The sequence below is a fragment of the Sphingomonas sp. NFX23 genome, assembly GCF_049887795.1.
GTDB lineage: Bacteria > Pseudomonadota > Alphaproteobacteria > Sphingomonadales > Sphingomonadaceae > Sphingomonas.
On record NZ_JAGEKH010000007.1, the window covers coordinates 92,914 to 107,786 of the forward strand.

Annotated in this window: 8 protein-coding genes, 3 pseudogenes and 2 other annotated features; of the genes and pseudogenes, 6 read left to right on the forward strand and 5 right to left on the reverse strand. The window is 52.4% G+C overall.

What is annotated here, in order from left to right:
• Nucleotides 1-1,077 precede the first annotated feature (1,077 nt).
• A complete protein-coding gene (locus tag J4O76_RS18905) occupies nucleotides 1,078-2,136 on the forward strand; it encodes a glycoside hydrolase family 5 protein (protein WP_426283610.1) in 1,059 nt (352 codons plus the stop codon).
• 41 nt (nucleotides 2,137-2,177) lie between these two features.
• Here J4O76_RS18905 and J4O76_RS18910 read toward each other — a convergent pair whose 3' ends face one another.
• Nucleotides 2,178-3,083, reverse strand: a complete 906-nt coding sequence (locus J4O76_RS18910) for an IS3 family transposase (RefSeq protein ID WP_426283611.1) — start codon at nucleotides 3,081-3,083, stop codon at nucleotides 2,178-2,180.
• Nucleotides 3,009-3,125: a sequence feature (AL1L pseudoknot), on the reverse strand. (Overlaps the previous gene by 75 nt.)
• A 25-nt stretch (nucleotides 3,126-3,150) precedes the next feature.
• A pseudogene (locus J4O76_RS18915) lies at nucleotides 3,151-3,336 on the reverse strand (transposase); the annotation flags it as partial.
• Between the two features lie 217 nt (nucleotides 3,337-3,553).
• Between J4O76_RS18915 and J4O76_RS18920 the strand changes: the two are divergent.
• From J4O76_RS18920 to J4O76_RS18935, 4 genes are all read left to right on the forward strand, one after another.
• Nucleotides 3,554-4,813: a hypothetical protein gene (locus J4O76_RS18920; RefSeq protein ID WP_426283612.1), complete on the forward strand. Its 1,260-nt coding sequence runs from the start codon at nucleotides 3,554-3,556 to the stop codon at nucleotides 4,811-4,813.
• A 107-nt stretch (nucleotides 4,814-4,920) separates the two neighbouring features.
• Nucleotides 4,921-6,372: an oligosaccharide flippase family protein gene (locus tag J4O76_RS18925; protein WP_426283613.1), complete on the forward strand. Its 1,452-nt coding sequence runs from the start codon at nucleotides 4,921-4,923 to the stop codon at nucleotides 6,370-6,372.
• Nucleotides 6,373-6,395: 23 nt separating this feature from the next.
• Nucleotides 6,396-7,553, forward strand: a complete 1,158-nt coding sequence (locus J4O76_RS18930) for a glycosyltransferase family 4 protein (protein WP_426283614.1) — start codon at nucleotides 6,396-6,398, stop codon at nucleotides 7,551-7,553.
• Between the two features lie 232 nt (nucleotides 7,554-7,785).
• Nucleotides 7,786-8,583 carry a glycosyltransferase family 4 protein gene (locus tag J4O76_RS18935; protein WP_426283615.1) on the forward strand — a complete coding sequence of 266 codons (798 nt, stop codon included), beginning with the start codon at nucleotides 7,786-7,788 and terminating at the stop codon, nucleotides 8,581-8,583.
• A gap of 190 nt (nucleotides 8,584-8,773) precedes the next feature.
• Here J4O76_RS18935 and J4O76_RS18940 read toward each other — a convergent pair.
• A pseudogene (locus tag J4O76_RS18940) lies at nucleotides 8,774-9,904 on the reverse strand (IS3 family transposase).
• Here J4O76_RS18940 and J4O76_RS18945 point away from each other — a divergent pair.
• Nucleotides 9,903-11,146 (forward strand): annotated as a pseudogene (locus J4O76_RS18945) (IS3 family transposase). The pseudogenes J4O76_RS18940 and J4O76_RS18945 sit on opposite strands and share 2 nt — an antisense overlap.
• Nucleotides 10,187-10,303: a sequence feature (AL1L pseudoknot), on the forward strand. It overlaps the preceding pseudogene by 117 nt.
• Nucleotides 11,147-11,316: 170 nt before the next feature.
• Here the strand turns inward: J4O76_RS18945 and J4O76_RS18950 are convergent.
• Nucleotides 11,317-12,519 (reverse strand): acyltransferase family protein, encoded by a 1,203-nt coding sequence (locus tag J4O76_RS18950; RefSeq protein WP_426283616.1) that lies wholly within the window; start codon nucleotides 12,517-12,519, stop codon nucleotides 11,317-11,319.
• A 141-nt stretch (nucleotides 12,520-12,660) separates the two neighbouring features.
• Entirely contained in the window at nucleotides 12,661-13,644 is a 984-nt protein-coding gene (locus tag J4O76_RS18955) for an acyltransferase family protein (protein WP_426283617.1), read from the reverse strand.
• Nucleotides 13,645-14,873: the final 1,229 nt, after the last annotated feature.

Below are 14,873 nucleotides of genomic sequence, written 5' to 3' on the forward strand. Positions count from 1 at the left end.
CGACCGGTAGCATCGCCGCGCGCTGCCACTCGCGACGACAGAGCCGATCGTCGAGCAGAATGTCGTGCGGTCATGACCCGAGATCGCATGTGCCAAACCGGCTTGGGAGGCTGCTTTGACAGCGTTGCACGCTGCCACCTTGGGCAACGTGTGGTGCACTAACACAGCGCGACGCCGCGTAACGTAGCGTCGCCAACGATGATCTCCGCGACACCGGCCCCGACGATGTGGTTCATGCGACTGAGCGCGGTTCCAATCGCGTCACCGGGGAAAGTGATTTGACGACGTGCGTATCACCGACTGACCGCCCGTCGGCCTCGAGGACGATCGGCTGGCCGACGAACTCGACGTGGTAGAGCCTGCCCAGTGCTAACCCCGTCTCCTACATACGATAAAGGACATTATCGTATGTAAGTACGCTCCAGAGATCAGTGGCTTTCCGAACAATAATTACCGGACGGGTTCAACGCCGAAAAAGTGAGTTTTGCGTACGCAGGAGCAAACAGAACGTGTCTGCAAATCCGTTACCCAGAGACCGTGCGCTATCGGAGGGTCGCACGCCGGCCGGCAGCCCACCATATCACGGACAGCCACATTGAAGACATGCGGCCATGACACCGCCGCGGCTGCTAGTGCGCGACGCGTTGCCGCATTAGCTGTGCCAAGCTCTCATAAAGATTGCTTTTCATAAACGGTTGTCGTGAAATTCGTAAGGTGAACGCTTTGCGGAATTCTATTCGAATCTGCGCTTATTAGAGCACCCCTGCTTACCAGAAATGCAGGGCTGGATGCCTTCGCTTGCAAAGCATCTCCGAACCTGGCGGCGCCGTCCACTCGTCGCCGAGCAGCCACTGCGCTCGACCAGATAGTCGCAAAGCGCCGACGCTTCATGGTAATCAGCGATCTGCTTAGCGGTCATGAATATGATGGGCGAGCGGCGTTCGCATCGACCGTAGCGTGAAGCTTGCTATCACGGCAGTGAAATAGGTAGGAGCGTTATAACATATAATATTTCATGGTTATTGATGTCTGAAATACTAACGCAAACGAGTTTCATATCGTACTAGGAAAACGTGAATGCAAAATAGCAAAACTTCCTTAAACACTCGTCGCCAAATCCTGCAAGGTAGCGTCGCTTCGTTTGGGTTAGGCTTTTCCTGCGCCCTTGGTGGAAATGCTCAAGCCGCCCGAGCTCAACGTAATTACACAGATCCAAAATTTCGTTTAGGCGTCAACCTTGCTGGAGCCGAGTTCGAAGCCATAGGCGGCCACTGGAAGTGGCCAACAGAAGAGAACTTGTCCTATTATCTTAACAATGGCTTCACGATATTTCGAGTTCCTTTCCGCTGGGAACGAATTCAGCCCGAGTTGCGAGGACCACTATCAGCAACCGCTTTGAGCGGTCTCGACGGATTAATTCATGCGGCAAATGCGATGGGGGCGGTCACAATTCTCGATGCGCATGGCTATGGTAGGCGCAAAGGGGATGTCATTGGCGGATACGGATCGCCTGTAACCGCTGGCGACTTTGCAGACTTCTGGGGGAGGATGGGCGATCGTTACAAACTAAATCAGCTTGTCTGGTATAACTTAATGAATGAACCACACAACGAACCAGCAGAGGTAAATTTAAATTGCCAGAATGCTGCTTGTAATGCCATCCGTAAGTCGGGAGCTAGGTCGAAGGTTTTATTTTCGGGAACCGCGTGGACTGGTGGCCATTCATGGATAAAGAGCGGGAACGGGGAGGTAATGCTCCGGGCCATTGATCATGAAAACAACTATGCATTTGATATCCATCAGTATTTGGACCTGGGGTTCGGAGGGAGTAGTGCCGTACTGTCAAAGGGGTCTGGATCAACTTCACTAACGGCGGTTACCCAGTGGGCTAAGTATAACAATAAAAAACTATTTTTGGGAGAGTTCGGCTGTCCGCCAAGCTTACCTTTCCTCGCTGAGCTAGATTCTTTGATTACTCACGTAATAAATAATAGAGATGTTTTCTTGGGTGCGACTTATTTCGCAGGTGGTGGCAGCTGGGGAAACGGAGTAGGGTCAAGCGATCCGATCGGCGGGGACGAGAAACCGCAGACCCTATTATTAAAGAAGTATCTAACGCTATTACACAATAGGTGAGTTGAACCGCCCCGGGCCTCCCGTAGGCCCTGGGTTGTGAGTCATGCTGCCAAATCGATGTTGTCCGCGGCAGCATAATATTGATCTTCGGCTTCGGTGGGCGGGATGTTGCCGATAGGCTCGAGTAGCCGACGATGGTTGAACCAGTCGACCCATTCGAGCGTGGCGTACTCGACGGCTTCGAAGCTGCGCCAGGGTCCGCGCCGGTGGATCACCCCGGCTTTGTAGAAACCGTTGATCGTTTCGGCCAAAGCGTCGTCGTAGATGTTGCCGACACTGCCGACCGATGGCTCGATGCCGGCCCCGGCAAGGCGCTCGGTGTATTTGATAGACACGTATTGCGACCCACGGTCGCTATGATGGATCAGGCCGCCCCGCTGGGTCGGACGACGATCGTGGAGCGCCTGTTCGAGTGCCTCCACGACAAAGCTGGCGTGCGCCGTCCTGCTGGCGCACCAGCCTACGATCCGTCTGGCGTAGGTATCAATGACGAAGGCGACATAGACGAACCCTGCCCAGGTCGCGACATAGGTAAGTCCGACACCAAAAGCCTGTTCGGCGCTGGCGCGAAGAACTGGCGGTTGACGTGATCGCGCGGGCACGGCGCCGCCTCGTGGCTGATGGTCGCACGCACCGGCTTGCCCCGGATCACGCCTGCCAAGCCCATCTCGTGCATCAGCCGTTCGACGGTGCAACGAGCGATTACGAAGCCCTTCCCGCATCATCTGCCGCCATATCTTCCGCAGGCCGTAGACCGCAAAGCTCTCAGCGAACACGCGAGCAATCTCGGGCTTGAGGATCAGATCCTTACGCGCCCGTGCCGACAGACGCGATCGATCCTGTCCCTGCGCGACGTGCTTGGAGTAGGTGGATGGGGCGATCGGCAGGACACGGCAGATCGGCTCGAGCCCATAGGCATCGCGATGAGCGTCAATAAAAGTGATCATCTCCGGAACGGGCGGTCGAACTCCGCCTCCGCAAAATATGCCAACGCCTTGCGCAGGATCTGGTTGGCTTGCCGCTGTCGACTTCGGCCTTCTTCACCCACTCATGCAACGTCTGCGGAACGCAGCCAATCTTCTCGGCAATCGATACCACGGTCGCCCATATGGACTGGTGATCCCGCTCGTGATCGAAAACCATCCGTACCGCCCGCTCGCGGACTTCTGGCGCAAACTTGTTCGTCGTCTGCCTCGTCATGGCTCGACCTTCTCAGGAGTTGGAGCCTCCGACAAACCCGGGGCGGTCCAGATTGCCATCCGGAAAGCGACATGCTTTTTATCCTTGATGGGCAACACCGCCCCCCTCTTAAAAACTGCTCGCCTTACAGGCCTTCGACATCCCATCGGGAACTTATTAAATAAGGCGTGAGCTTAGAGACGGTTTACCAGTTGTATCTGCGATGTTATCGGGCGAGATGCCCGATCTTAAACCGGAATACACGCCTCAGCCTTCACGCCTTTTAACCCCGCCTATTGTCGGGGTGCCTCCAAAGCGCGACTACGCTACCTCAGTGGTAATGCTCGGCGGCGCGCTGTTGAACGCAATATTGGCTATACTTAATGCTTGGGCATTCCAAGTAACAGGTAACATCTTAATCGGGATTCAAGCGACGATAACGGTAGCGGCGCTCATGATCGTTTTCAAACGAGCTACAATTGAGCTTTTACCTCTTGTGATATCTACCGGGGTGTTAGGGGCCTTCCTTACTATAGGGGCAATAAATCACGGATTTTCCGTACGCGATACGAATGATATATTGCTGATACCGGTCTTCCTCGCAGTCGGCGTCACGTCGAGATATTTCCCCAAAAGGCAGTTTATATATCTTTTTTCTATGGTTTACGGTTCGGCAATACTAGAGGTAGTCAGCGCGTCCGGCTACAAAGCGTTATTCTCTCCGCTGTCCTACCTAGTTAGTACGAGGGCTTGGATCTCTGAAGTAGTAACTAAGGCAAATATGGAGCAAGGCTTGTATATCGGCTCTGATCGCGGAGGTGGTCTCATATTTTCGTTTATCGCCAATCATAGAATTGGCGGACTATTTCTTGAACCCCTCTCCATGAGTTACTTCGCTATTATTTCAGCTATGATCTTCATCACAATGTATCGTGCCAATTCATTCAAGTTGAACTTCTCAATATTGATGTGCTTGCTGCTCGCAATGGTTTCAGACTCCCGCCTCGGCGTCGGTCTAATTGTGGTATTTCGGATAATCGCCTTTATCCCCGAGCCGATGTGGTCCCGGCGTATTGCATACTTTGTTCCCGCGGTAATATTATTTTCAGCATATCTGTTCTATAGTTTTCAGATTGCAAATGGCTTAGGCGACACAATGTCTAGACTATCAGTAACGATAGCGGAGACGAACAGAAATCCGCTACCCGAGCTTATATTGGGAAATATTGCGACAGATCAGTTTGGCGACAGCGGTATCTTACGGATTATATATTATTCGACAATTGCCGGCTGCTTAATCGCGCTAGCAATATTTAGCGGTATTACGGCGGGCAAGTTCAAGGGATATTCGTATGTTCCCACGATGGCAGCAATATACATAACTTCTTCAGCATTATTTGGCGGAGCATTTATGTCGATTAAAACCGTTGCCCTATTCGGTATTTATGTTGGGGTAACGGCGAACGGTAGATTTGAAAAGCCTGATAATATCATTTAGCCACGCACAAGACCAGATTGCCCGATTCATTGTGCTCGTTTATCACATTTAATGTCTTGATGCGACTTACGAAGTAAGTCCTAATATCATGGGATTACAAAACCTTTATGAGCATCAAAGGCAAAGCAATTAAAGGTGGGATTTGGACACTTGGTCAAATTTTATTTGAGCGTGCGGTTCAAGCTATCGTATTTATAATTATTGCGAAACGGCTTGGTGCTTTAGGTTTTGGTCAAGCAGCCATAGCTATAGCTCCCGCAGTGATTCTTGGAGCTGGCATTCAAGCCGCAAATCAGGTTTTAATCAGACTACATGCTCGTGACACGACTTACACTGACGCGGCCTATGCCGCCTGCATCATAATAGCGAGTTTGATGTCTTTGATCATTATCGGAGGAGCTGCCCTGGCCTCAAAGTTGGCAGGGGCCCCACAGATTGGTCTAATGATGGCAGCGACAGCGGTAGTACCATTATTTTATGGAGCTGGATGCGTCTCGGAAGCCGTGCTTTTCTCAAGAATGCAATTTTCCAGCCTAGCGTTACGGCGGAGTGTCGCCGTTGCGATTGCGGGCCTAGCATGTGTCGCTGTTGCGTCTACAAATTACGCAGTTTGGGCGCTTCCCGTCCAACTGATCATTAATAGTTTTACGGCATCTACGATCAGCCTTTCTCTTGCTCGTGTACCTTTTACAAATATTCCGCGAAAGGGCTCAGTCGGCGAAATGGTGCGCCTGCTTTTTCCAGCAATAGGCACTGCCTTACTTGGGCAGGTCGGTCTACGCTCAGTAGACGTTGCATTAGGCGGCTTAGCTAGCGTAGCCGCAGCTGGCGTATACCGAATGGCCCGAACCGTTTTGGATCTTGCGACATCCCTGTTTTTTAACCCTATCTCGAACGTTCTTGTTCCGGTCCTGAGTGCATCGGCTAGTGAACGTACAAAATTGGAGCAATCCGTAAGGCGGATACTGTCGTTAACAGTAGGCATGATGGCAATCGTATTCGTCAGTGCGTGCGCGTTTTTCACTGTCGCTACCCCGCTTTTGCTTCCGAAAGATTTTATCCATCTAACGATGGCCGGTTTGATCCTCTCTCCAACCATTATGTCCACTGCCGTCATTGGCGTCTGCCATAGCACGCTGATTGCCACCGAGCGGTCGCACGTTAGCCTTCGAATATCGGCGGGAGCGACGTGTCTAGCCGTATTCTCCGCCGTTGGACTGGCTCATCTTGGGCTCGAATGGGTTTGCGCTGGACTCTCAATTTCCTCTTGGACCGTCGCTGGATTCTATCTGTGGAGCGTTGGTAAGTTCTTTAAAACAACCTTCATACTAAGCAGCCAAGAGCTGAGGGTATGCGCTACCGCAGCGGTGCTTGGACCTGGCATCTACCTATTTGCCGCACCAAACGGGCTGCGTATCGATCCGGCCAACCTGACATCATTTGCCGAGCCCATCGCAGTTTCCGCTCTTGTGATAATTTTGCAAGCTGGGGTAGTTGTTCTACTGATTGGAAAGAACGTCGTTGCTCTCTTTCGCAGGCGAGCTCTATATGCACCTTGATCATTGACGTAAGGATAACACGTATGGCAGCGAAGGAAGCTTCGAGGCTGAGGATCAGCTTTCTACAACCGTCGCGCGCTCCTTACCGTATCGCGCTCCTTCAGGAGCTAATGCCGAGCTATCAAATCAAGATCTACTACGTCGCGGGTGCACATGACCCAAATCGAGTTTGGGAAACGCAGGAGTTAACAGGCGTTGAGAGCCTAGATCCGCCACATTGGACAGTTGTCCTAGGAGGAAAACGTTTTACGTTTAGCCCGAGAGCTGCTCGGGACGCGTCAAGAGATGCCGACGTAGTTGTAATTTGTACAAATATTTTAGAATTTCCTACGTACCTCATGGCTGCTATTTTTGCGAAGCTCCAGAGAATACCCGTGCTTTGCTTAGTAACAATCGGCCAAGATTACGATTTCTTTCGGTCCGGTGGAAAACTAAGTAAATATGCCAACATTCTCCTTAGGTCTCTGTTAGGTCTATTAGTAAAACTTAGTGACTTTGCCATATGCTACTCCAAATCTGGCGTCCGTGAGGCGAAGAGCTGGGGCGTGGCTGGAGTTACTTCCTCTCAGTATTATCCGTTAGAGGCAGAGTACGGGCCTGAAAATATGCTGCCCTCTCTGCATCTTAGAAAAGAACACACAGTAGAGCTTACAGCGTGTATTATTGGTTACATTTCGCCCCGGAAGGGCATCACAGAATTTTTGGAAGCGCGTCGGCGGCTAAATCTAGAAGACCGTCTCAATATTATTATTGCGGGACCTTTGCCCGCAGGTGACGCCTTTATCCAGGAGCTCAAAAATAGTTCTTGGAAAAATGTTAATTTCATTGGATCGGTAGGTACTGCAGAGAAAGCAAAGCTATTTCAGCAAGTTGACATAATGCTATTCCCGACGCTTCACGACAGCTGGGGATATGTCGCCAACGAGGCAATGTACGCCGGCGTTCCTGTCATTGCCTCTCCTCATTCGGAGGCAGCAAAAGATCTGATTAGGCATGACGACAACGGGTGGGTCTATGCGGACGACGCCGGATTACTCAACGCATTTGAACAAGCAGCCAATCCTGAAAAGCTTCGGGAAGTCAGCTTAGCAGCTAGACGCTCTGCCGTCGCATTTAATGGGCAGGCATTGGACGCCTGGCGGTTCGCCATAGCGGCTGTTGCAAAAAAGGGTGGCAGTTAAACTTATGTCGGTAGAATTAATATTGTTCTCGCGTCACTGCCGCGATACTCGAGGCGGCGTAGAACTATTTAATGAAAACCTCGCTGCCCTCATTGGTAGTCGGCAGTACCACGCTCACGAACGCAACAGGGGTGAGCGGTTAGTATCGTCATATTTTACGCGGCTTGTGCGGTCCGTGAAGGCTTCAGGGCCTGGAAGGCAAGAAGCAGTAGTCGCCCAGTATGGCAGTTTCTTGGATATCGCGTTTCTTCCTTTTTTGCGTGTCTTTTGGCGGCGGATTTATGTGATCGCCCATGTGTCGGATACGTGGCAACATCTAAAGGTACCTTACCTCCGCTGGATTACGTTTTTTATATTGAGAAATATGACAAGAAGGGTTTTAATAATATCTGAGAATCAGCGTCAGGTATTTTTTGGCCTCAATACATTTAAGATCCATACCATTCTTCATCCCGCCTTCGGCGGGCTTGCAGTACCTCACGATAAAGCGCGTAAAGACTTTGTTTATGTTGGGCGGATCACGCGCGAAAAGGGCATCTTCGATCTAGTAGACGCTTGGGCGCTACTCAACCAACCCAAACCACGCCTACGTCTTTTCGGGCAGGGATCAAAAGAGGTTTTGCAGAAGTTAGCAGAAGAGATTCGTAGGAAATCGTTAGATGGCACTATAACGTATGAAGGCCCTGTGTCAGATCCTGCAGATCTTGCAAGGATATATCGAGGCGCCCTTGCAACAATATATCCAAGCTACGCTGATGCTTTTCCTTTGGTGATGCTCGAAAGCATCTCCCAGGAAACGCCATGTATCATATCCAAAATCGGGGAGGTCCCCAACTTTCTAGGTGACGATTACCCGTGGCTCATTGTACCTGGAGATTTGTTAGGTATTTGTGCTGCCGTAACCGCTATCTCAAGCGGGGTAAGCGCCCCTGTTCCGCGATGTTTAGTTGAAGCTGCCCGTCAATATGCTCAATCGGCAATTATAGCCGACTTCGAACATCTGGATATTCTTTCTTCAACGCCTACCTAGCGTACCAGACGCCGACGGCGGTCGCTATAATAGCGACGGACAGGAGCTTGGCAGCGAGTTTGACGTAGGCGGTTGCGACGCTACGGAAAATATTCAAGATGGCTTTCGCTATGCGCGAGCGCGTTGATCCTGGTTTTAGCCGTGAGGGGCCACCGGTTTGTCATCCAACCTGAGGGTGAGTTTCCGGCGTTCATTCGGCTGCCTTTGCGGCCGCTGCACCAGCATATTCGACCAGCGTCATCCAGCCAAGCGATGTATGAGGACGGCTCTCGTTATAATCCCATCGCCGGGCTTCGATCTTGGTTCGGGCGTCGGCGATGGACAGGAACCAATGCACGTTCAGGCACTCGTCGCGAAGGCGGCCTTTGAACGGTTCCACGAAGGCATTGTCGGTCGGTTTGCCTGGTCGACTGAAGTCTAGCGTCACGCCGTTCTCGTACATGCAGCGGTCCGGCGCCTTCGAGATGAACTCCGGACCATTGTCCACGCAAATAGTCTTGGGCACGCCGCAGATAGACGAGATCCGTGCCATCGCGGCGACGACCTGTTCGCCCTTGATCCCCTGGTCGACGTCAATCGCCAGCGCTTCGCGGGTGAAGGCGTCGATCACGGTCAGCGCTCTTAACCGCCGGCCGTCGAACAGGGCGTCCGAGACGAAATCCATCGCCCACATCTCGTTCGCCGCCAGTGCCGCAGGTTGGCGTTCGCGGTTGGCAGCGCTGGCGTTGCGCCTTGGCCTCTTGAACCGAAGGCTCGGTCCATCATTCCGATATAGCCGATAGACGCGTTTGTGGTTCACGACCCATCCTTCCAGTCGCAGCAGGATGTAGATCCGCAAATAGCCATAGCGCCTCCGCGTCGCTTCCAGATCACGGATGCGCATCACCAGCGGTGTCTGGTCCGGCTTGTGCGAGATGTAGCGCACCGACGACCGCTCGACGCTGAGCGCCAAGCAACTGCGCCACTCACTGACGGCATGGGACAACTGGACGTACGCGACGAGTTCGCGTCATCGTCCAGGCGTAAGAGCTTTTGCCAGAACGTCCTGCAGTGTATGTTTGTCGAGGCTGAGGTCCGCAACCAGCTGTTGCAGCTACCGGATTTTATCCTCAAGCTGCTTCAGACGCCTCAGTTCTCCGCTGCCCAGACCCCCGTACACCTTCTCCCAACGATAGAACGTCTGCTCCGAAATCCCCATTCGCCAGATGACTTCGGCCACCGGTGTGCCAGCTTCGGCCTGCTTCAACGCAAAGGCAATCTGCTCGCCTGTGAACCGCCCCGGGTTTGTCAGAGGCTCCAACTCCTGAGAAGGTGGAGCCATGACCAGCAAGACGACGAACAAGTTTGTGCCGGAGGTCCGCGAGCGAGCGGTGCGGATGGTTTTCGATCACGAGCGGGGTTATCCGTCCAGATGGACGACCGTGGTATCGATTGCCGAAAAGATCGGCTGCGTTCCGCAGACGCTGCATGAGTGGGTCAAGAAGGCCGAGGTCGACAGGGGCAAGCGTGCCGGTGTCCCGGCCGAGGTCGCTGACAAGGTCAAGGCGCTGGAACGCGAGGTCCGCGAGCTGCGGCAGGCTAACGAGATTCTGCGTAAGGCGTCGGCATATTTCGCGCAGGCGGAGCTCGACCGCCCGTTCCGCCGATGATCGCTTTCTTTGACGATCACCGCGATGCCTATGGGGTCGAGCCGGTCTGCGGCGTTCTGCCGATCGCCCCATCCACCTATCACGAGCACGTCGCGCAGCGACAGGATCCAACGCGTCTGTCCGCGCGGGCGCGGCAGGATGCGGCCCTCAAACCCGAGATAGCCCGTGTGTTCGCCGAGAACTTCGCGGTCTACGGCGTGCGCAAGGTCTGGCGGCAGACGATGCGGGAGGGCTTCGTGATTGCCCGTTTTACCGTGGAACGGCTGATGCGCAACATGAGCTTGGCAGGGGTAATTCGCGGCAAGCCGGTGCGCACGACCACCAGCGATAAAGCGGCGCCGTGCCCGCGCGATCACGTCAACCGGCAGTTCTACGCCTCAGCGCCGAACATGCTGTGGGTGTCGGACTTCACCTACGTCGCGAATTAGGCGGGGTTCGTCTACGTCGCCTTCGTCATCGACGCCTACGCCCGCCGGATCGGATGGCGTGCCAGCAGGACAGCACATGCCAGCTTCGTCCTGAATGCGCTCGAGCAGGCGCCTCATGAACGCAGGCCGGTCCACCGTGGCGGCCTGATTCACCACAGCGACCGCGGGTCACAATACGTGTCTATCAAATACACCAAGCGACTGGCCGAGGACGGGATCGAGCCGTCGGTCGGCAGGCCGTCGGTCGGCAGGGTCGGCGACAGCTATGACAACGCTTTGGCCGAGACGAACAACGGCCTGTACAAAGCCGAGGTGATCCACCGGCGTGGGCCATGGCGCAGCTTCGAAGCTGTCGAATATGCCACGCTGGAATGGGTCGACTGGTTCAATCATCGTCGGCTACTCGAGCCCATCGGCACCATCCCGCCTGCCGAAGCCGAACACCAATATTATGCTGCGGCAGACAACATCGATACGGCAGCATGACTCACAACCCAAGGCCTCCGGCATACCCGGGGCGGTTCACTGTCGAACGTTTAGGGGGCAACAACACGCAGGCGGTAACTGTTCCTATCCAATACGTGCCGTGCGCTAGCGGTTTGAAGGGTTTTTGGGCTTAGAGCGAAACACCACCGTGGTTTCTCTCGATGCTATCGTTACCCTAACTCTACTAACTTCCCTTTCCTGAACAAGATACTTTCTGCCGGTAATTTAGAGCGAATGTGGTTCAGCCAACTACTCATCCACCCGCGCAACCGCGGTTCTAGCACAGTAGCGACCCAAATGGCGATTCCAATAGAAGCTACCGATGCGATGATCAGAGAAGGCAGGGGCTCAATGCCGCGTTTCAAGCACGAGTAAGCCAGCCAAATGCCAACAGGCTGATGTATCAAATAGAGCGGATATGTCGTCAGCCCTAGCACTTTTACTATGCGCTTCTGATTACCAATTAAACGAACAACGTGAATATTATACGTTGCAGAAATGAATATCGTGACGAGTGCACCCAGCCAGATTGTGGTTGGAACGAGAGGGCTATGGCGAATGCTTGTCCAAAGGTAACTCTTGTCAACTTCACCAAATATCGCGACTACCCCAGTTATCATAAGGCAGGCACACCCAGTCATTCTAATCAAGTTCCACCCCACCTGCGTCCCCAGCCACATAAGTATTCCCAGAGCGAAGAAGCATCCGTGCTGAAAAAGTAGAAGTTGCGTCGCGGGGTTCATACCAAACACCACGTGCCGAAGTCCCAATTTATCATCAAGAAAAACGTGTAGCATCCAAAATAGCGAACTTATGCTACCAAGTACAATGCCGTATGTCTGTATTCTCTGAAATTTACCAATGATAATTAGTAATGACATTGTCGCATAGAACGCTATTTCTATAGGTAACGTCCAAAATGCCGAGCTCACGTGCGGCCCAAATGGCTGAATTAATAGAGTGTTCACAAATGATATTGCCATTCGTGATAAGGGAACTCCGGATACAATTAAAAATGGCAGGGAAACAATTGCGCATACCCACAGGCCAGGCACTAGCCGTAGAAAGCGGCTAGCCCCGTAATTCCAAGCGTCTTTTCCATTGGCACTATACGCAATCACAAACCCGCTAATGACGAAAAATATTTGAACACCAATCCATCCTGACCCAGTGTATTGTTCAAGATAGCGATATACGCCAAAGGTTATACCTCCGTCAGTACGCCGAAGCCTCGGATCCGCCCACGTGTCATAGGTTAAGTGATAGACCATTACCAGAATAGCGGCAAGGAATCTGAGTAGGTCCAACCCATAGAGCTGAACTGTTGGCGATTTATCGGACGGTACAACTGATGCCAACGGTGTGCCTTTCAATGCTTTGCATGTGATATTGTACGCCGAGCCCAGCTAGAAAATCAGAATTTTGATAGCAAGGGGTAGCCGTAGGTATCTCACCGATGCCGGATAAGGATTGATTTCCGCGTCGTTCAAGGCGGACATTTTGCAAAACGCCAGCTATTTCACCTTGGCTCTGCGACGCTTAGACCAATGCTCGTTGATGTACGCACGGGCGGGGTTCTCAACTAAGTAGTAGCTAGCGAGCGCACAAACAACGACGGCCGGCAACAAAAGCGCCGAACTGATTCGCTCGTGCATAGTGAAGAACGGCTGCTGCCAAAGGTACAGCGAGTAGCTGATAATGCCGATGTAGCGGAGAGGACGATGTTCTAATACGCGGCGGATAGTATCCGCCGCGCCGTCCAAACCGTTCACTGATAGCGCGAGGAGAACGGCGGTCGCCGCAACCTGGATGGCCATCGGGAATTCAGTGAACGGCAGGATGCAACCAATCACGAAAGCGGGAAGGCACAGAGCGCTCATGACCCTCTTCGCTCGGTCTGAAGCAAGGTAGAACGCAAATGAGAAGAACAGCGGCGCTAAACGGACATCAGTTCTCCAAAAAATCTGATGCTCGGTGCCGCCATGTTGACTGAGTAAAAAGCCATTCAAAACCGCGGCGGCAGCGATCAGAAAAGCGACCCCGCCGACCTTCTCACTTCGACTAGCAACGGCTGCCATAAATGCGAGAATAATATAGCTGTGCTCTTCGACGCACAGAGACCAGATATGCGAAAGAGCACCGGCCTCCCCAATGAAGGCAACTTTGTAGTTCAACCAAAAGGTTAGTGCCGAGACGTAATCTATATTTGTAATTAATGAATTGTAATGCTTACCAAGCGCCCGTCCTATTATAGAAAATATGAGCATTACTGTCGCTAAAACAAACAATGCGGGGTAGACCCGTGAAAAGCGCCGAACGAAGAAATCGGAAAGTGGATATCGATCTCTAATTAGAATCTTTGCCATTAAACGGCCACTGAGGACGAAAAAAAGATCGACTCCCAGAGCCCCGGCTTGCGGTATCCCCGGGGCGAAATGCCCAAGAAGTACGACGATAATGGCGATCCCACGCCATCCGTCTAGATAATCGAGCCGCATTAAGTCCTCCCGTCGCTGCTGGACGCATAGTAGTTTAAGCATAAGCGAGCAAACAGTAGCTTCTGTGAAAATATCTGAATGGGGATGGGCCTCTGGATTAGCGTATTTGCAGCCATCGCATGAATAGTTTTATGTATTATTGCGTTCCCACATGGCTTCACTGCAACGCGACAAGATCCGATCATAGTAGCTGGAAAACATTCGCAAACACCAATGGCCAACCGGTTGTTGACTGGTAAAGGTTGCCGTGATTGCCAACATCGAACGCAGCAACACCTCGGTCATATCTTCGGTGAGTCGTCGACCTCGTAAGCGGCTGAAAGCCGGACATGCTTTTATAGATGGTAGACTGGATTCATTTCTGCATAAATAACATTATTTGCTAAGGTCCCTACTTGTGATATCCATATGCGAAGACCTAGTCACAATATTTGAGCATTTACCACGCTTTGAAACATTGATACGGCACCATCGAGAATATTCTATTTGAGCACCATTACACTGGCCGGAATAATTGTCCTATGCAACACGGCTTTGAAGCGTGGACCATGATTTATTGGCAAATTATAAATACAACTGCTTAGTATTACTCTGATGGTACTGCCATCATTGTCACGTGAGATATGCATGGCGCAAGACTCTGGCTTGCTCATCCTTCCGATATGTATGAGCAATCACCGCCAGACGCCGTAACGCTTATTGTAGGACACACACGCTGTACCCAAAAACAGATTGCCTAGACTACATCATTTAATAACCTTGAACAAGGTTCAGTTGGTTGCGGTATAATATTGCCGGTAATTGGCTTGTGCTGACGCTCGACGGCGCAGGCACCCATCAACTTCCCGTCCGGCTACGCGCATGCTCTGCAATCTGGATACTAATTTCCATGGTCAACATCTGCTGCGATACCGTAGGAACCGTACAAGGACTTTAAGTCAACTCCTCAAGGTCCCCACCAACCTACGTGCATGGCCACCACTTCGACACCCAACTCCTAGTTACTATATTACGGGCAAAATGTGGTTGAATTTGTGACTACGCCGCCAGCCCCGCCCGCGTGGTATTCACTGCCGAGCTAGCTCTAGCCGACATTCGTGCATCGCGACCCGCACCGAGTCCACATGGGCGTCCACCAAGCCTGCTCGCGGGACCTCTGCCGTGCCGTTAAGAATATCAGCGAGCCTGGCCTGTGGATTAGCGTTTTCGGGCTTTTCGCGCCGGTCACA